Below are 16293 nucleotides of genomic sequence, written 5' to 3'. Positions count from 1 at the left end.
ACCACGAGCGAGGACACCATGAGCACAGCATCCGGCAAGACGAGCACCTTCGGCAGCACGGACGGCGAGCGCCGGATCGTGGTGATCGGCGGCGGCCCCGCGGCGCACCGCTTCACCGAGGCCATCGCGGCGCGCGGCCTCGACGGAACCAGGGTCACCGTCCTGACCGAGGAAACCCACCTCCCGTACGACCGCGTCGCACTCAGCAAGGCCCTCACCGAACCGGGCGTCGACCTCACCCTGGGCGGGAGCCTGTGGGACAACGACGCCGTCACGCTCGTCACCGGTGCCCGCGCCGTCGACATGGACCTCGCGGCGCGGGAGGTCGTCACGGCCGACGGTGGGCGCCACGCCTACGACGAGCTGGTCCTCGCCACCGGCTCCAACGCGGCGACGCTCCCGATCCCGGGCAACGAGCACACCCACGTCTACCGCACGCTGGAGGACGTCTGGTCCATCAACGGGCAGGTCGCCGAACTCACCGAAAAGCTCGGGCGCGCGATCAACGCCGTGACGATCGGCGGCGGACTGCTGGGGCTGGAGGCGGCCGCCGGGTTGCAGTCCCTCGGCGCGAAACCCATCGTCATCGACGGCGGCAACTGGCTCATGGGCACGCAGCTGGACGAGGGCGCCGGTCAGGCCATGGGCAGGCTCGTCGCCGGCAAGGGCCTGGAGGTCCACGGCGGCGTCTTCCCGAAGGCGGTGCTCACCGAGGAACACGACGGCGAAACCCGCGTTGTCGGCGTCGAAATGGCCGACGGACGCATCATCGACGCCGACATGGTGGTCGTCTCGATCGGCGTCCGGCCCCGCGACGAGATCGCCCGCACGCTCAACGCCCGCGCCAAGGAAGAGGCCGCCGCGGCGGCCGGGAAGCCGGCGGACGAACTCGGCGACGAGGACTTCGTCCCCGTGTTCCGCATGGGTGCCCGCGGCGGCATCGTCATCGACGAAACCTGCGCCACCGACGTCGAGCACGTCTGGGCCGTCGGCGAGGTCGCGAACTTCGGGGGCCTGTGCATCGGCCTGGTCGCCCCCGCCAACACGATGGCGGAGATCGTCGCGGACCGGCTCTCCGGCGGCGACGCCTCCTTCGGCGGATTCGACACCGCCACCAAGCTGAAGCTCTCCGGCGTCGACGTGGCCAGCTTCGGCGACGCGTTCGCCAAGGCGGACGGCGCGCTGGAGGTCGTCTACGCCGACCCGGCGCGCGGCGTCTACCAGAAGATCGTCGTCACCGACGACGCGAAGACCCTTCTCGGCGGCATCTTCGTCGGCGACGCCGCCCCGTACACATCGCTGCGGCCGCTCCTGGGCCGGGAACTCCCCGCCGAACCCGGCGCCTACCTCTCCGCCGCCGGAGGCGGGGACGCCCCGGACACCGAACTGCCCGACGACGCCATCCTCTGCTCCTGCAACAACGTCTCCGCCGGCTCCATCCGCGACGCCGTGGGAGGCTGCGGGACCTGCGAGGAAAACGACCCCGTTCAGGACCTCGGCGGGCTGAAGGCCTGCACCCGCGCCGGTACCCAGTGCGGGTCCTGCGTGCCGATGCTCAAGAAGCTTCTGGAAAAGGAGCTCGTCAAGGGCGGCGTCGAGGTCTCCAAGTCCATGTGCGAACACGTCGAACTGTCCCGCGCGGAGCTCTTCGAAGCCGTCCAGCTGGCCGGCCTCGCGTCCTTCGACGCCGTCATGGAGCGCTTCGGCACCGGGCTGGGCTGCGACATCTGCAAGCCCGCAATCGCCTCCATCCTCGCGTCGCAGCACTCCGGCTACCCGCTCGACGGCGGGCTCGGCGGACTGCAGGACACCAACGACCGCGCGCTGGCCAACATGCAGAAGAACGGCACGTACTCCGTGGTCCCGCGCATCCCCGGCGGCGAGATCACCCCGGAGAAGCTGGGCGTGATCGCCCGCGTCGCCGGGAAGTACAACCTCTACACGAAGCTCACCGGCGCGCTCAGGATCGACATGTTCGGCGCCCGCCTGGAGCAGCTGCCGGAGATCTGGAAGGAACTCGTCGAGGCCGGCTTCGAATCCGGCCAGGCCTACGGCAAGTCGCTGCGCAACGTGAAGACGTGCGTCGGATCCACGTGGTGCCGTTTCGGCGTGCAGGACTCGGTCGCCATGGGCATCGCCATGGAGCTGCGCTACCGCGGCCTGCGGGCGCCGCACAAGTTCAAGATGGGCGTCTCCGGCTGTGCCCGAGAGTGCGCCGAGGCCCGTGGCAAGGACGTGGGCGTGATCGCCACGGCCGACGGCTGGAACCTCTACGTCGGGGGCAACGGCGGGGCCAACCCGGCCCACGCCCAGCTGCTCGCCAAGGACCTCGACGACGACACGTTGCTGAAGTACGTCGACCGCTACCTGATGTACTACATCCGCACGGCGGACCGGCTGCAGCGCACCGCACGCTGGATGGAGGACCTCGACGGCGGGATCGACCACGTCCGCTCCGTCGTCGTCGAGGACTCGCTCGGCCTGGGCGCGGACCTCGAGGCGGCCATGGCCCGCCACGTCGACGCCTACGAGGACGAGTGGGCGGCCACCCTGGCGGACCCCGACCGGCTCCGCCGCTTCCGCTCCTTCGTGAACGCGCCGGACCAGAAGGACGACTCGCTGGACTACGTCGAAGAGCGCGGGCAGCGCCGGCCGGCCGGCCCCGTGCCGCTCGGGGACACCATCCCGGTGGGCCCGCAGGGCGCCGGCGTCGGGGCGACCCCGTGATCGCCGGCACGCTGGAACTGACCGGCCACACCGTCGTCGTCTGCGGACGCCTGGAGGCGGCCCGCCGCGCGACCGCACGCTACCGGGCCATGGGCGCGGACGTGCGCAGCGCCGTCGCCCCGTCCGACCTCGCCTCGCTGTCGCCGACCCTGGGGCGCGCCAGCCTGCTGGTAGCGGTCGACGACGGCCGGCCCGGCTGGGACGTCCTGCCGGCGCTGTGCCGCGAACGCCGCCTGATGCTGGTCCGCGAACCCGCGGCGGCCACCACCGGCACCGTGGCCTTGGTCGGCGGGGGACCGGGAGCCGCGGACCTGGTCACCGTGCGCGGCGCCGAGGCGCTCGGCCGCGCCGACGTCGTGTTCTACGACCGGTTGGGACCATACGGCACGGTCGCCTCGCTGGCGCCCGGCGCCGAGTTGGTCGACGTCGGGAAGCTCCCGGGGCACCACAAGGTGCCGCAGGCGCGGATCGAGTCGATGATCGTGGAGGCGGCGCTCACCGGCAAGGCCGTGGTCCGGCTCAAGGGCGGGGACCCGTTCGTCTTCGGGCGCGGAGGCGAGGAGGTCGCGGCGTGCGTCGCGGCGGGGATCCCCGTCACCGTGGTTCCCGGCATCACCAGCGCGGTGTCCGTGCCGGGCGCGTCCGGCATCCCCGTGACACATCGCGGCGTGAGCCGCATGTTCACGGTCGCCTCGGGGCACGAACCGTTCGGCGAGTCGGAGCTGGAGCACCTCGCGGGGCTGCGCAGCACCATCGTCATCCTCATGGGCGTGGGCACCCTGCCGCAGACCGTCGGCGGGCTGCTGCGGCACGGGCTGGACCCGGCGACGCCTGCCGCCGTCGTCGAGCGCGGGTTCAGCGACACGCAGCGCAGCACGGTGGCCCGCCTGGACAGGCTGGTCGTCGCCGCGGCACTTGCGGGCTGCTCGTCCCCGGCCGTCGTGGTGATCGGCGATGTCGTCGCCGTCGGCGGCGCGGCGGAGGCCGCCGAGGTTGCCGGGTTTCCCGTCGGGGCGCGGCGATGAGCGTGGTTCCGGGGGTGCCCGGTGAGCAAAGCCTGGAGGGCTTCCGGATCGGGGTCACGTCCGATCGGCGCTCCGAGGACCTGATCGACGCTCTGGTGCGCCGCGGAGCCTGCGTGCTGCACGCGCCCGTGCTCCGGATCGAGCCCGTGGCGGAGGATGCCGAGCTGGTCGCCGAGACCCAGGCGATCATCGCGGCGGAGCCGGAGTTCCTGCTGGTCACCACCGCCTACGGGATGCGGCGCTGGATCGAGGCGGCGGACGCCCATGGGATGGGGGAGGAGCTGGCGGACGTCCTGGAGACGGCCAGGATCCACGTGCGTGGGCCCAAGGCCCGCGGCGCGGTGCGCGCGGCGGGTTTCAACGACGAGGGGATCAGCGAGGACGAACGCACCGCCACGCTGGTGCGGAACGTCATCGACGCCGGTGTCTCCGGCAAGACCGTCGCGGTCCAGCTCCACGGCTACGCCGACCTCGAGGGGCTGGAGCGTCTCCGTGCGGCCGGCGCCACGGTGCTGACGGTGTCGCCGTACCGCTGGGTCGCCCCGGAGGACAGCGAGGAGAAGGTCGACCGGTTGATCGACGCCGCGTGCAGCGGCGGGCTCGACGTCATGACGTTCACGTCCGCGCCGGCCGTCGACGCGCTGTGGAGCGCGGCCCAGGCACGCGACCGCTACTGGCCGTTGGTGGAGGCGTTCCAGTCCACGCTGACCGCGGCCGCCGTGGGCCCGGTGACGGCGCAGCCGCTGCTGGATGCGGGCATCGAGCCGTTGGTGCCCGAACGCTACCGGATGGGCGCGATGATCCGGCAGATCGTCGAGCACCTGTCCGGGCGCGGGACCCACCGCATCGATACCGCGCTGGGCCAGTGCAGCGTGCGCGGCAACGCGGTGGAGCTCGGCGGCGTCCGGAGCGAACTCAGCGCGTCCCAGCTGGCGTTGTTCCGGGCGCTGGCCGACGCGCAGGGCGCCGTCCTGCCGCGCAGCGAGCTGGTCGGGATCCTGCCCGAGGGGCAGGGCGACCACGCGCTGGATATGGCGGTCAGCCGCCTGCGGCAGGCGCTCCCCGAGGGCAAGCTCGTCGCCACCGTGATCAAGCGGGGGTACCGGTTGAACGTGTAGCCGGTGCCGGCGTTGTTGCCGTTTCCGCGGCCGGTGCCGCTGTCTGGCCGGCGAGGAACCGGGGCAGCCACAGCTTCTCCCAGCCGCTCGTCTCCTGGGCTTCCTGGGAGTCGCGTTCGGGCACCTGCCGGCACACCCAATAGCTGCCGCGTCCGTCGCGCGCGAGATATCGGTAGTTCACGAGTTCGCGGCGGAGGAAGGCGACGTCGTTGTGCGCGCGCCCCAGCACCGTGTTGACCTCGGTTTCGGAGTAGGTTCGGCCGGGTCGGAAACCCGCGAGCAGGTCCAACAGGACGGCGGCGCGTGCTTTGCGGCGCGCGGGGATCGAGCGCAGGAGAGGGCCGTCGAAGTAGGGGCGGACCAGTCGGTCCTGCTCGGTTCGGGCGGCCAGAAGCGCATGGTCGATGGCGTCGCCGGGCAGTTTCACCGGGTCGTTGGCCGGCGCCGCACCGCGGTCGGGGCGGAGGTTGGCCCGGGCGGCGGCGTAGGTCTCGCCGGTCTCGGCCATGCGCCGTCGGACCAGATTCTTGAAGTCGCGGTCTCTTGTCATTTTCCACCTCGGGGCCGCGCATCCGCCCCCAGCGCGCTACGACAGCCCGACATGGAACAACAAGGGGCGGGTCCGACCCGAGGATGCTCTCCCCTTTGCCGTCACGCGGGTGCTGGGGACACCGCGACGGCTCGGCGCCGGGTCGCGCCGCCATCACCATGACACGGTTTTCCGGACCCGTCAAAGACCGGCGTCGAGTTCGTCCCCGGCGAGTCGCTGCCCGCGCAATGAGCGGTGAACGATCACCGCTGCCAGCAGCGTCAGCACCACGGCGATCGCAGCGGTGAACACGACGCCGGTGTCGAAGGCCAGCGCGGCGGCGTCGCGCAGCTGCTCGGCCACGGCGGGCTGGGTGGGACCGAGCCCGTCCGCCACGCGGTGGGCGCCGCCGAGCGTCTGGCGGGCCGCCTCGGCCTGGGCGGCGGCGAGGTCCCCGGGCAGCACGAGTCGGGCGGTGTACACGGCGTTCAGGATCGAACCGAGCACCGCGGTTCCCATGACCGAGCCGACCTCGTAGGCGGTTTCGGAAATCGCGGAGGCGGCCCCTGCCTTGGCGGGGGGAACCGCCGACAGGACCAGGTCGTTGGAGATCGTCTCAGCCATCCCGACGCCCGCACCGAGCACGCTGAAGGCCAGCATCAGGGCCGGCACGGAACCGGACTGACCGAACGCGAAAACGATCGCGTAGGCGGTGGCGTTCAGCCCCAACCCGGCGACGACGACGCAAGACGTGCGGAAACGGCGCACCAGCGGCACGGCGAGGAAGCCGAACGCGACGGTCAGCGCCAGTCCGGGCAGCATCAGCAGTCCGGCCTCGATGGGGGAGTGGCCGGCGATCAGTTGGAGGTGCTGCGAGAGGAAGTAGATGAACCCGACGAGCGCGAACACACTCAGCAGGTTCACCGAGAGTGCGCCGGTGAAAACGGGGTTGCGGAACAGCCGCACGTCCAGCATCGGGTTGGGCCGGGCGAGTTGGCGCCGGACGAACAGCGTGCCGGAGGACACGCCGACGGTGATGGCCAGCACCGGGACCAGTGCGGAATGGGCCGTGGTCGCCTCCTTGATGCCGAAGACGATCGGGGCCAGGGTTCCGACGGCCAGCAGGATGCCCGCCGGATCCACGGGGGCCGGCCGCGGGTCGCGGGATTCGGGCACCAGCAGCGGGCCGGCGACCAGCAGCGGAAGCAGCATCGGCACGGCCAGCAGGAATACCGATCCCCACCAGAAGTGTTCGAGTAGGGATCCGCCGAGCAGCGGTCCCAGGGCGGCGCCGCCGGAGAAGCCGGCAGCCCAAACGGCGATCGCGATGCGCCGTTCGTGGGCGTCGACGAAGATGTTGCGGATCAGCGAGAGCGTGGCCGGCATCAGCATGGCTCCGAAGAAGCCGAGCAGGGCACGGGCGGCGATCAACTCTTCGGCGCCCGGCGCGTAGGCGGCCAAAGCCGAAACGGCGGCGAAGCCGGTGCCGCCGATCAGCAGCAGCCGACGGCGGCCGAAGCGGTCGCCGAGCGCGCCCATGGGCACCAGCAGGCCGGCGAGCACCAGCGGGTAGACGTCGATGATCCAGAGCAGCTGCGGGCCGGTGGGGCTCAGCGCGGCCGTGAGGGCGGGTACGGCGAAGCTGAGCACCGTGTTGTCGACCGAGACGAGAAGGACGGGAAACATCAGCACGGCAAGCGCGGCCCAGCGGCGGACCCGGCCCGGTTGGGGGTGCCGGGGAGCGTCGTGCCGGAGCGGTGGCTGGCGGATGGTCATCGAGGCGTCCTGTGCGAAGTGGCGGAGTCGGGGCGGGCGCCCCTCTATAACTATACCGTCTAGACGGTATGGTTCAAGATGTCCGACGATGACGTTGAACACGTGCCGCCGGGCTAGAGTTTCAGGCATGTCTCGACCACCTGCGGCCAAGGAGAAGGTCCTCGACGCCTACTGCGAACTGCTGCGCAGCGACGGCGAGCGGGCTGCCACACTGGACGCCACCGCCGCGCTCGCCGGGGTTTCCAAGGGCGGGCTCCTCTACCATTTCAAGTCCAAGGACTCGCTGGCCGACGCCGTCGTCGAGCGACTCCTTCAGGCCGCCGCCGACGATGTTCGGACGATGGCCGCGGCCGAGGAAGGCGCTTCCCGGTACTTCGTCAGGACCTCCGTGCAGACGGGGTCGACGCTGGACACCAGCTACGCCGCCGCGCTCCGGCTTGCCGCCGGTTCCTTCCAAGCCGCCACCGATGCGCTGGACACCGTCCACGGGGGGTGGTTCGACCTGATTCGCCACGAGGTGGGCGACCCGCACGCGGCGGAGGCCATCATGCTGATCGGCGAGGGACTCTACTATCACTCGACCATGCCGGGGACCCCCTACTTCGGGAGGGCCACCGGTTCGCTGGAGGACCTGCTGCATCAGGTCGATCGCCTGAAGTCGGGCATCTGACGTGGCGTTCAGACTGCCACGCCAGCCATGGCGCGGGCGGATCGCGGCGTTGTTCGGCATCCTGGCGATGGCGCTGAGCCTGCGCGCCGCCGTCGTCGCCGTGCCGCCGTTGCTCGGTCGGCTGGGCCCGGAGTTGGGGTTCGACTCCTTCAGCATTGGGATGCTGGCCATGCTGGCCCCGATCGTCTTCGCGGCCTTCGGGTTGGCGACGCCGCGGATGATCACGCGGTGGGGACTGGAACGCGTCCTGCTCGGGGCCGTGGTGCTCGCCGTCTTCGGACAGCTTGGCCGCTCCATGGTGGGCGGGGTGGTTCCTTTCCTGGGACTATCGGCGGTCACGATGGCCGGCTACGGGATCGGCAACGTGGTGCTTCCGCCGCTGGTGAAGCGCTATTTCCCGGACCGCATGGCCGTCGTCACGGCCGGATACGTCACGATGCTGGCCATCGGAACGGCCATGAGTCCGCAGTTCGCCGTGCCCCTCGCCGACGCCGTCGACTGGAGGTTCTCGATCGCCTTCTGGTCCCTGGCGAGCGGAGTGGTGCTCGTGCCGTGGGCCGTCCAACTCCTCGGCGACCGCCGGCGGCACCAAAGTGGCGGCACGCCGGCGCGGCCCGCGGCCGTCCGCGTCGCCCGGGAGGACCAGTTGAACCCATGGCGCTCGCCGGTGGCGTGGGGCCTGGCCATCTTCCTGGCCGGCAATTCGGCCCAGACGTACGTCTACTTCACGTGGCTCCCGCCCTACCTGATCTCCCAGGGGCTGGACCCGGCGACGGCGGGCAGCGCGCTGGCCTATTTCGCCATCCTCGGGTTGCCCGTCAGTCTCTTGGTGCCGCTGTGGGTACCGCGGATGCGCCACCCGATCGTCGCCGTCGGACTTTTCGTGGCGTGCTGGATCGTGGGACACACGGGAAACTTCTTCTCGCCGACATCGGGAACCTGGGTCTGGGTGACCTTCGCGGGGCTCGGCCAGGGAACGTTTGCGATGGCACTGTTGATGATGAATCTCCGGTCGCGCACCACCTACGGTTCCGGCGTGCTGTCCGGGTTCAGCCAGGGGTTGGGCTACGCCGGGGCCGCCCTCGTCCCGCTGGTTTTCGGTGTCGTCCGCGACGCAACGGGCGGTTGGGGCGCCTCCTTCTCGATGCTCGGCGTCTGCATCGTGGTGTTGCTGATCGGGGCGGCGATGATCAACGGCCCGCGCCGGATCGAGGACGCGCCGCCCGCGCGGCACGGTGGGCACGGAACGTAGGGAACACCCGAATCGGTGATCCGGCGGCGCGTCAGGAACCGGCGGGCTCGCATCTGGCCAAAACCTTGCGCATCGTGTTCAGGTTGCGCGTCGTGGCCAGCGGTTTGTAGCGGACGCGGCCGAGCTGCCTGGCCAGCTTCGAATCGAGCGTGTTGCCCCGGGGAACCTCCCAATACAGGACATCCCCGACACCCTTGAAGCGCTCCTCGGGCGACGGTTCGGGACAGGCGGCGACGGCCTCGCGGACCGTCTCCGCGCTCGTGGTCAGGATGGCGTACGCGTGGCGGGCGACGCCGTCGTCCGGAGCCGTGAACGGGTAGCCGTCGACGATCTCGGCGACCTGTCCGGGTGTCTTCACGATTACCCAGGCGTCGTAGTCGAGTCCCGTCCGGAGGGCCGCCTCCACGTCCTTCTTGACCGTGCTTGCGTCTGGCATCGAGGCGTCCAGGACCACGTTGCCCGTGGCGCGGAGCGTGGAGACGTTGTGGAAACCCGCATCGGTGAGGACGCGCCGCAGATCCGGCATGGCGATGCGGATCCCGCCGACGTTGACGCCCCGGAGAAACACCGCATAGGTAGGCATGCGTGCATTCTTCACCAGCGGACGCGCGGCAACAAGCGGCGCCGCGGCACGGATCCGGTGTTCGGCGCGCTCGATCGGCCCGAATCCCGGTGCGACACTGGTCGCATGGCGAACACATCCGAGGGATCGATCAGCCGGGACGGCGACGCGGACATCCGCCTCGAGGCGACCGTGACCGGGCGGGTCCAAGGTGTAGGTTTCCGCTACACGGCAAGGGAAACGGCCGTCGGCCTCGGGCTGGTTGGCGAGGCGGTCAACCTGCGGAACGGTTCCGTACGCGTGGTGGCCGAGGGATCCCGGCGCGCACTCGATGCGCTCCTAGAGTGGTTGGAATCGGACCGGACTCCTGGACGGGTCGGTTCCGTGGAGGTTCTTTGGGTGGAACCCAAGGGCGACTTGTCCGGTTTCGACACGAGGTAGCGGCCGCTCGCGTTTGCCTGGTCGTCAGGCGGGGCTGCCTTAGTTTGTTGTTTCTCCGCCGGTGGCCTTCGCGCAGGCGTCCTTGAGCGACTGTTCCAGGTCGGCGGTGGTCTCGCCACCCGCCTGGTCCCCGGAGTCGGCCAGCCCCTGGGCCGGATCGAGGATCTCATCGGGCAGACCCGCGGCCCGGCCGGCGTCCAGCAGGCCACCCAGCAGCCTGACGTCCTCGGCGCTGACCTTGCCGTCCTCGACCGGCTTGCACAATTGCGCGATCAAGGCCTCGCGCCCCGAGCCGGCTGCCTCCGATGCCGCTTCGCTGGCCTGGTCCACCGCTCCGCTTGCCGCATCGCGCACGGCATCCTCGGCCTGGGCGCATCCAACCAACCCGAGTCCGGCCGCGGCGAGAAGGATGGGCAGTGCGAGGCTTTTCGAAATGTGGAGCATGCATCAATCGTAGGCGGTGGCGGCGACGCGGCGAACGGCGGTCACCAACCGGAGGCACGCTCCCACCCCGTTTCGTCGTGGCCGTTGCCCCACGGGTCGGCCCAACGCGTCTCCGCCGTCCAACCCTCCGCCGCCCGGATCCACGCTACGGCCGCGCGGTCGAGGTTCTCCGCGCCGCCCACGCCCATGAGACAGAGGTGGTCCTCGACGATGTCGACCAACTGGCGGAAGGTGCCTCTGCGCCGGACAACCTCGGCGCCGACTTCCCCCAGGAGGCGCCCGCACCTCAGGCCCGGGGTTCGTAGTAGAGCGAATGCGGTGGTCACCAGGTCTTCATCCTCGAGTCCCGCGATCCCGGACCGGACAATCTGCGGTGGATTGACCACGGGGCGCGGCGGAGGACTGAGCAACAGCGCCGTCCGCCAGTCGTAGTCCTCCGATGCCAAGGCCCGTCTGGCCGCATCCAGCACCTGGTCGGCGGGGCAGCCGCGGTGCTCGAGTGGCAACATGAGGCGAAGCCGCCGCGTCACCGCCACCTGCTTCCGGTGGACCGCCTCGGCGAGGTCAGCCATATCCGCTCCCTGGCGCACACGGCCCAACAGCCGCAGATGCTCCTCTTCCGTCCACGGCTGGCCGTTCCGATCGTCAGTGGGCGGCGGTACGGGGGCTGTGCCTTCCCGATATAACTCCATGTCCATCTCCCTTCGATGGATCCATGCTGGCAGGCCATCCCACACGAACATCGACTTATCCACAGGTTTGAGGGGCAAGTGCATCAATTCCTGTGGCGGCCTTCGTACGGCCAGATCCGGTGACGTACCGCCGTTTCCGGTCTGCCAGCCATACTTCCGGCAAACTAGACCGGGTGAGTACCGCCGAGAAATCCCAGCACCGAGCCGCCACCGGGCGTCCCGCCAGCATCGAACAGACCATTGCCGACGAACTCGGCGTCGAGCTATGGCGCGTCCGGGCCGCCGTCGAGCTGCTCGACGGCGGGGCCACCGTCCCGTTCGTCGCCCGCTACCGCAAGGAAGCCACGGGCACGCTGGACGACGCCCAGCTGCGCGACCTTGAGGAGCGCCTGCGCTATCTCCGCGAGCTGGAGGACCGGCGCGCCACCGTCCTGCAGGCAATCGAAGAGCAGGGTGCGTTGACCGCGGACCTGCGCAACGCCGTCGTACGGGCCGTCACGAAGGCCGAACTCGAGGACCTCTACCTCCCCTACAAGTCGAAGCGGCGCACCAAGGCGCAGCTCGCCCGCGAGGCCGGCCTGGAGTCGCTGGCCGACGCGCTGCTCAACAATGCGCGGTTGGATCCGGAGACGACGGCGGCGCGCCACCTGGCGCCCGGGTTCGAGGCGCCGGCGGATGCGCTGGCGGGCGCCCGTGCGATCCTCACGGAACGCGCAGGGCAGGACGCCGCGCTGGTCTCGGAACTCCGCGAGCGGGTATGGACGCGGGGACGGCTGCGTTCGAAGGCCTCGCCCAAGGCCTCGCCCAAGGCCGGGGCGGACGCCGCGAAGTTCTCCGACTATGTCGATTTCGCCCAGGCGCCCGACAAGCTGCCCAGCCACCGCGTGTTGGCGCTGCTTCGCGGCGAGCGCGACGGCGCGCTGTCCCTCGAGATCGCCGAGGCCGACCCCCGGGACGACGCGTCGCTGGCCGCCGCCCGGCAGCGGTGTGAGGGCGCGGTCGCGCGGTCCCTGGGCATCCGCGGGCCGGCAGACGGCCCCGCGGGCGAGTGGCTGGCGCAGACGGTGAAGCTGGCCTGGAAGCGGACGTTGCTGTCCCGGATCGAATCCGACCTCCGCACACGGCTGTTCGACGCCGCCCAGGACGAGGCGATCCGCGTCTTCGCCGCGAACCTGCGCGACGTGCTGCTCGCCGCCCCGGCGGGAAACCGTGCGGTGCTCGGGCTGGATCCGGGGCTGCGCACGGGCGTGAAGGTCGCCGTCGTCGACGGAACCGGCAAGGTCGTGGACACCGCGACGATCTACCCGCATGCTCCCGCGAAAAGGTGGGACGAGTCCCTGGCGACGCTCGAGGCACTGGCCGTCCGCCACGCCACGGCTTTGGTGGCGGTCGGCAACGGCACCGCCAGCCGCGAAACCGACAAGCTCGCCGGCGAGCTGCTGGCCCGGCTGGCCAAGAATCCGGCCTTCGTCGGCCCGGCGGCCGCCGACCCGTCCGCGGGTGCGGCGCCCGCGAAGGTGATCGTGTCCGAGGCGGGGGCCTCCGTCTACTCCGCGTCCGCACTTGCGAGCGCGGAACTCCCGGACCTGGACGTGTCGCTGCGCGGCGCCGTCTCGATAGCGCGCAGGCTCCAGGACCCGCTGGCCGAGCTGGTGAAGATCGAGCCCAAGGCGATCGGCGTCGGCCAGTATCAGCACGACCTCTCGCCGGCCAAGCTGGACCGCTCCCTGGACGCCGTCGTCGAGGACTGCGTCAACGCGGTCGGGGTGGACGTCAACACCGCGTCGCCCGCGCTGTTGGCGCGCGTCGCCGGGGTCGGCGGGACGCTGAGCCGGAACATCGTGGAATACCGGGACGCCAACGGCCCCTTCGCCTCGCGGGCGGAGCTGAAGAAGGTGCCGCGGCTCGGCGCGAAGGCGCTTGAACAGTGCGCGGGCTTTCTGCGGGTCGCCGGCGGGCGCAACCGCCTCGACGCCTCTGCCGTCCACCCCGAGGCCTACGGCCTGGCCCAGCGGATCCTGGACACTGCCGGACTGACCGTGGCCCGGGCCACGCCGGGAACGGCCTCCGAAGCGCTGGCGCGGTTGGACCCGGCCGGATTCGTGGACGACAGGTTCGGCCTTCCGACCGTCCGCGACGTCATGGCGGAACTTTCCCGGCCCGGCCGGGACCCTCGCCCCGACTTCGCCACCGCGTCCCTGAAGGAGGGCGTCGAGAAGATCGGCGACCTGGCGCCCGGGATGGTGTTGGAGGGAACGGTCTCCAACGTGGCGGCTTTCGGCGCGTTCGTCGACATCGGCGTCCACCAGGACGGATTGGTCCACGTCTCGGCGCTCAGCAACGGCTTCGTCTCTGATCCGCGGGAGGTCGTCCGGTCCGGCCAGGTCGTCAAGGTCAAGGTGCTCGAGGTCGACGCGGCCCGCAAGCGCATTTCCCTCACGCTGCGCCTCGACGACGAGGTGGGCGACGCACGGAAAACCCGGCACGACGCCGGACGCGGGGCGGGCGCGAAGGCGCCGGGGAACGACGTCGGTGGCGTGCCCATCGAGAAAGCGGGCCCGAGGACGAAGGTGCCGCGCGCCGACGTCGTGCGTGGACGTCCCCGGGCCGTTCCTGGCAAGCCGGCGACCCCGACGGCCGACACGGCGCTGGCCGAGGCCCTCAAACGCGCCGGGCTGGCCTGAGTGCCCTACCGCTCGCGCTGTACCCGCGCCTCGTCCCAGACCGGTTCCTCGGACTCGTAGACCTTGCCGTTGGACCCGAAGACCAGGAACCGGTCGAAGGACTTCGCGAACCAGCGGTCGTGGGTCACCGCGAGGACTGTGCCCTCGAACGCGTCGATCGCTCGCTCCAGTGCCTCGCCGGAGTGCAGGTCGAGGTTGTCGGTGGGCTCGTCGAGCAGCAGGAGCGTCGCGCCGGAGAGCTGCAGCAGCAGGATCTGGAACCGCGCCTGCTGGCCACCGGAGAGCGAATCGAAGGACTGCTCCGCCTGCGCCGCCAACCCGTAGCCGTCCAGGGCGCCGGATGCCGCCTCCCGGGCCATGCCCGAGCGGTGCTCGTCGCCGCGGTGCAGGATGTCCAGCAGGCTCCGCGAGGCGAGGTCGGGGCGCACATGCGTCTGCGCGAAGTAGCCGGGGCGGATCCGGGCGCCGAGTTTCACGGAGCCCTCGTGCGGAACCTCCGCGATGACGACGTCGGACACCGGAACGTGCTCGCGCTCCGGATCGGTGCCCCCGGAGGCGAGCAGACGCAGGAAGTGCGACTTGCCGGAACCGTTGGAGCCCAGGACGCCGACGCGGTCGCCGAACCAGATCTCGGTCGAGAACGGCTTCATCAGACCCGTGAGCTCCAGCTTCTCGGCGACCACGGCCCGCTTCGCGGTCCGGCCGCCGCGCAGGCGCATCTTGACGTTCTGTTCGATGGGCAGCGCCTCGGGCGGTCCGATCTCCAGGAACTTCGCCAGCCGGGTCTGGGCGGCGTGGTACCGGTTGGCCATGTCCGACCGGAACGCCGCCTTGTTCTTGTACATGTTGACGAGTTCCTTGAGCTTGAGGTGCTCCTCGTCCCAGCGCTTGCGCAGTTCCTCAAACCGGGCGTTGCGGTCGGCGCGGGCCTCGACGTAGGTGCCGAATCCGCCGCCGTGGATCCAGGCACCGGCCCCGTTGACGCCGGGCTCCAAGGTGACGATGCGCTCCGCCGCGATGTTCAGGAGCTCGCGGTCGTGGCTGATGAACAGCACGGCCTTCTTGGAATCGTTGAGCTTGGCCTCGAGCCAGCGCTTGCCGGGGACGTCGAGGTAGTTGTCCGGCTCGTCGAGCAGCAGGACCTGGTCCGGGCCGGAGAAGAGCGCCTCGAGGACCAGCCGCTTCTGTTCGCCGCCGGACAAGGTGGACGCCGCGCGGTACTGCGCGCGCTCGTAGGGGATACCGAGGGATGCCATGCACACCTCGTCCCAGACGGTCTCCTGTTCGTAGCCGCCGGCGTCTCCCCAGTCCACGATCGCCTGGGCGTACCGCATCTGGGTCTTCTCCTCCGCCTCCGGCGTCGCGTGGTCGGCGAGCATCGCGTCCTCCGCGGCGGCGAGCTCGGCGGCCGCGTCGGCAATCGACTTCGGGGCGGCGGAGACCAGCAGGTCCCTGACCGTGGACTCGTCCCGGACCTGGCCCACGAACTGGCGCATGATGCCCATGCTCCCGGACCGTCCCACCGTGCCGCCGTCCGCGACGAGGTCGCCGGAGATGACCTTGAAGAGGGTCGTCTTGCCGGTTCCGTTGGGGCCGATCAGCGCCGTCTTGCTCCCGTCTCCGACCTTGAAGGAGACACCGTTCAGCAGTTGTGTTCCGTCGGAGAGGAAGTAGTCAATCCCGGCGACGTCAATATGACCCATCCACCAATCCTACGGGTGAGCGGTGTTTGGTTAGCCAAGCATTCAAAGGGTGCGATAGGCCGGTGTGCCCGAAATATCGATGCCCCGGTGAGTAAGGCCAGACTGCGGTGAACCTCGGGGACATTCGCCGTAGATTGATGGAATGAACCTCAACGGACAGCTCGAAGCAGCATTCAACGACCAAGTGACCCTCGAGCTCGAGGCGTCGATGGTCTACCGCCAGCTCGCCGTCGAAATGGAGCTCCTGGACCTGCCCGGCATCGCCGGATGGTTCCGCACGCAGGCACAGGAAGAGATTGCGCACGCGGAGAAGTTCATCGCACACATGGTGGATCGCGAGGCCCACCCGCGCATCGGGGCGATGCACGCGCCGTCGGTCAGCGCGACTTCGGTCCTGGAGGCTTTCGAATCGTCGCTGACGCACGAGCAGCGGGTGTCGGACGCCATTCGCAACCTGTACCGCACGGCGCAGCAGCAGGGCGACATCGACGCGCTACCCATGCTCAGCTGGTTCGTGTCGGAGCAGCTTGAGGAGGAGGCGACGGTCAACGCGATCATTGGCCGCGTACGACTGATCGGCGAGGACGGCAACGGATTGCTGAGCCTCGACGCCGAGCTCGGCGCCCGCCAGGGCGCGAAGGCCTAAATACGACGCCGGCGAACTTCTGTT

General features: G+C 70.3%; 14 protein-coding genes. 8 read left to right on the top strand and 6 right to left on the bottom strand.

Annotated elements, in window-relative coordinates:
* Window positions 1-18: 18 nt before the first annotated feature.
* From nirB to ACHAAJ_RS11735, 3 genes are read left to right on the top strand one after another with little or no spacing between them, the layout of a single operon-like run.
* On the top strand, window positions 19-2727 hold the full coding sequence (gene nirB, locus ACHAAJ_RS11745; RefSeq protein WP_435728333.1) for a nitrite reductase large subunit NirB: 2709 nt from the start codon (window positions 19-21) through the stop codon (window positions 2725-2727).
* On the top strand, window positions 2724-3752 hold the full coding sequence (gene cobA / locus ACHAAJ_RS11740) for a uroporphyrinogen-III C-methyltransferase (RefSeq protein ID WP_435728332.1): 1029 nt from the start codon (window positions 2724-2726) through the stop codon (window positions 3750-3752). Before nirB ends, cobA begins: the two co-directional genes overlap by 4 nt.
* Window positions 3749-4870, top strand: coding sequence for a uroporphyrinogen-III synthase (locus ACHAAJ_RS11735; protein WP_435728331.1), 1122 nt, complete (start codon window positions 3749-3751; stop codon window positions 4868-4870). The genes cobA and ACHAAJ_RS11735 overlap by 4 nt, the downstream gene beginning before the upstream one ends.
* On the opposite strand, the gene ACHAAJ_RS11730 is transcribed toward ACHAAJ_RS11735, so the two are convergent.
* Window positions 4842-5420 carry a DUF2087 domain-containing protein gene (locus ACHAAJ_RS11730; RefSeq protein WP_435728330.1) on the bottom strand — a complete coding sequence of 193 codons (579 nt, stop codon included), beginning with the start codon at window positions 5418-5420 and terminating at the stop codon, window positions 4842-4844. The two genes, ACHAAJ_RS11735 and ACHAAJ_RS11730, sit on opposite strands and share 29 nt — an antisense overlap.
* 180 nt (window positions 5421-5600) lie before the next feature.
* Window positions 5601-7175, bottom strand: coding sequence for an MFS transporter (locus tag ACHAAJ_RS11725; protein ID WP_435728329.1), 1575 nt, complete (start codon window positions 7173-7175; stop codon window positions 5601-5603).
* 127 nt (window positions 7176-7302) lie between these two features.
* Between ACHAAJ_RS11725 and ACHAAJ_RS11720 the strand changes: the two genes are divergently transcribed.
* Window positions 7303-7845 (top strand): TetR family transcriptional regulator, encoded by a 543-nt coding sequence (locus ACHAAJ_RS11720; protein WP_435728328.1) that lies wholly within the window; start codon window positions 7303-7305, stop codon window positions 7843-7845.
* A gap of 1 nt (window position 7846) precedes the next feature.
* A complete protein-coding gene (locus tag ACHAAJ_RS11715) occupies window positions 7847-9097 on the top strand; it encodes an MFS transporter (RefSeq protein ID WP_435728327.1) in 1251 nt (416 codons plus the stop codon).
* A 31-nt stretch (window positions 9098-9128) separates the two neighbouring features.
* Here the strand turns inward: ACHAAJ_RS11715 and ACHAAJ_RS11710 are convergent, their stop codons facing one another.
* Entirely contained in the window at window positions 9129-9680 is a 552-nt protein-coding gene (locus ACHAAJ_RS11710; protein ID WP_435728326.1) for a DUF1697 domain-containing protein, read from the bottom strand.
* Between the two features lie 105 nt (window positions 9681-9785).
* Between ACHAAJ_RS11710 and ACHAAJ_RS11705 the strand changes: the two genes are divergently transcribed.
* Window positions 9786-10100 carry an acylphosphatase gene (locus tag ACHAAJ_RS11705; RefSeq protein ID WP_435728325.1) on the top strand — a complete coding sequence of 105 codons (315 nt, stop codon included), beginning with the start codon at window positions 9786-9788 and terminating at the stop codon, window positions 10098-10100.
* 39 nt (window positions 10101-10139) lie between these two features.
* Here ACHAAJ_RS11705 and ACHAAJ_RS11700 read toward each other — a convergent pair whose 3' ends face one another.
* Together ACHAAJ_RS11700 and ACHAAJ_RS11695 are read right to left on the bottom strand one after the other, a co-directional pair.
* Window positions 10140-10544, bottom strand: coding sequence for a hypothetical protein (locus ACHAAJ_RS11700; RefSeq protein ID WP_435728324.1), 405 nt, complete (start codon window positions 10542-10544; stop codon window positions 10140-10142).
* Window positions 10545-10585: 41 nt separating this feature from the next.
* Entirely contained in the window at window positions 10586-11116 is a 531-nt protein-coding gene (locus tag ACHAAJ_RS11695; protein ID WP_435728323.1) for a hypothetical protein, read from the bottom strand.
* A gap of 293 nt (window positions 11117-11409) precedes the next feature.
* Here ACHAAJ_RS11695 and ACHAAJ_RS11690 point away from each other — a divergent pair, with 293 nt between their 5' ends.
* Window positions 11410-13920 (top strand): Tex family protein, encoded by a 2511-nt coding sequence (locus ACHAAJ_RS11690; protein ID WP_435728322.1) that lies wholly within the window; start codon window positions 11410-11412, stop codon window positions 13918-13920.
* A 5-nt stretch (window positions 13921-13925) separates the two neighbouring features.
* On the opposite strand, the gene ACHAAJ_RS11685 is transcribed toward ACHAAJ_RS11690, so the two are convergent.
* On the bottom strand, window positions 13926-15623 hold the full coding sequence (locus ACHAAJ_RS11685; protein WP_435728321.1) for an ABC-F family ATP-binding cassette domain-containing protein: 1698 nt from the start codon (window positions 15621-15623) through the stop codon (window positions 13926-13928).
* 142 nt (window positions 15624-15765) lie between these two features.
* On the opposite strand from ACHAAJ_RS11685, the gene ACHAAJ_RS11680 reads away from it, so the two are divergent.
* Window positions 15766-16269 carry a ferritin gene (locus ACHAAJ_RS11680; RefSeq protein WP_435728320.1) on the top strand — a complete coding sequence of 168 codons (504 nt, stop codon included), beginning with the start codon at window positions 15766-15768 and terminating at the stop codon, window positions 16267-16269.
* Window positions 16270-16293: the final 24 nt, after the last annotated feature.

It is taken from the genome of Arthrobacter arnarulunnguaqae (assembly GCF_051262515.1).
Classification (GTDB): domain Bacteria; phylum Actinomycetota; class Actinomycetes; order Actinomycetales; family Micrococcaceae; genus Arthrobacter_N.
Note: the sequence above shows the minus strand (reverse complement) of the source record. Positions and strands in the feature narration are given on the sequence as shown.

What these genes read in the sequence shown, in the direction of transcription:
- nirB (WP_435728333.1), top strand. Translation starts at nt 19, where the DNA reads ATGAGCACAGCATCCGGCAAGACGAGCACCTTCGGCAGCACGGACGGC.
- ACHAAJ_RS11735 (WP_435728331.1), top strand. Translation starts at nt 3,749, where the DNA reads ATGAGCGTGGTTCCGGGGGTGCCCGGTGAGCAAAGCCTGGAGGGCTTC.
- ACHAAJ_RS11730 (WP_435728330.1), bottom strand. Translation starts at nt 5,420, where the DNA reads ATGACAAGAGACCGCGACTTCAAGAATCTGGTCCGACGGCGCATGGCC.
- ACHAAJ_RS11725 (WP_435728329.1), bottom strand. Translation starts at nt 7,175, where the DNA reads ATGACCATCCGCCAGCCACCGCTCCGGCACGACGCTCCCCGGCACCCC.
- ACHAAJ_RS11720 (WP_435728328.1), top strand. Translation starts at nt 7,303, where the DNA reads ATGTCTCGACCACCTGCGGCCAAGGAGAAGGTCCTCGACGCCTACTGC.
- ACHAAJ_RS11710 (WP_435728326.1), bottom strand. Translation starts at nt 9,680, where the DNA reads ATGCCTACCTATGCGGTGTTTCTCCGGGGCGTCAACGTCGGCGGGATC.
- ACHAAJ_RS11705 (WP_435728325.1), top strand. Translation starts at nt 9,786, where the DNA reads ATGGCGAACACATCCGAGGGATCGATCAGCCGGGACGGCGACGCGGAC.
- ACHAAJ_RS11700 (WP_435728324.1), bottom strand. Translation starts at nt 10,544, where the DNA reads ATGCTCCACATTTCGAAAAGCCTCGCACTGCCCATCCTTCTCGCCGCG.
- ACHAAJ_RS11695 (WP_435728323.1), bottom strand. Translation starts at nt 11,116, where the DNA reads ATGGCTGACCTCGCCGAGGCGGTCCACCGGAAGCAGGTGGCGGTGACG.
- ACHAAJ_RS11685 (WP_435728321.1), bottom strand. Translation starts at nt 15,623, where the DNA reads ATGGGTCATATTGACGTCGCCGGGATTGACTACTTCCTCTCCGACGGA.
- ACHAAJ_RS11680 (WP_435728320.1), top strand. Translation starts at nt 15,766, where the DNA reads ATGAACCTCAACGGACAGCTCGAAGCAGCATTCAACGACCAAGTGACC.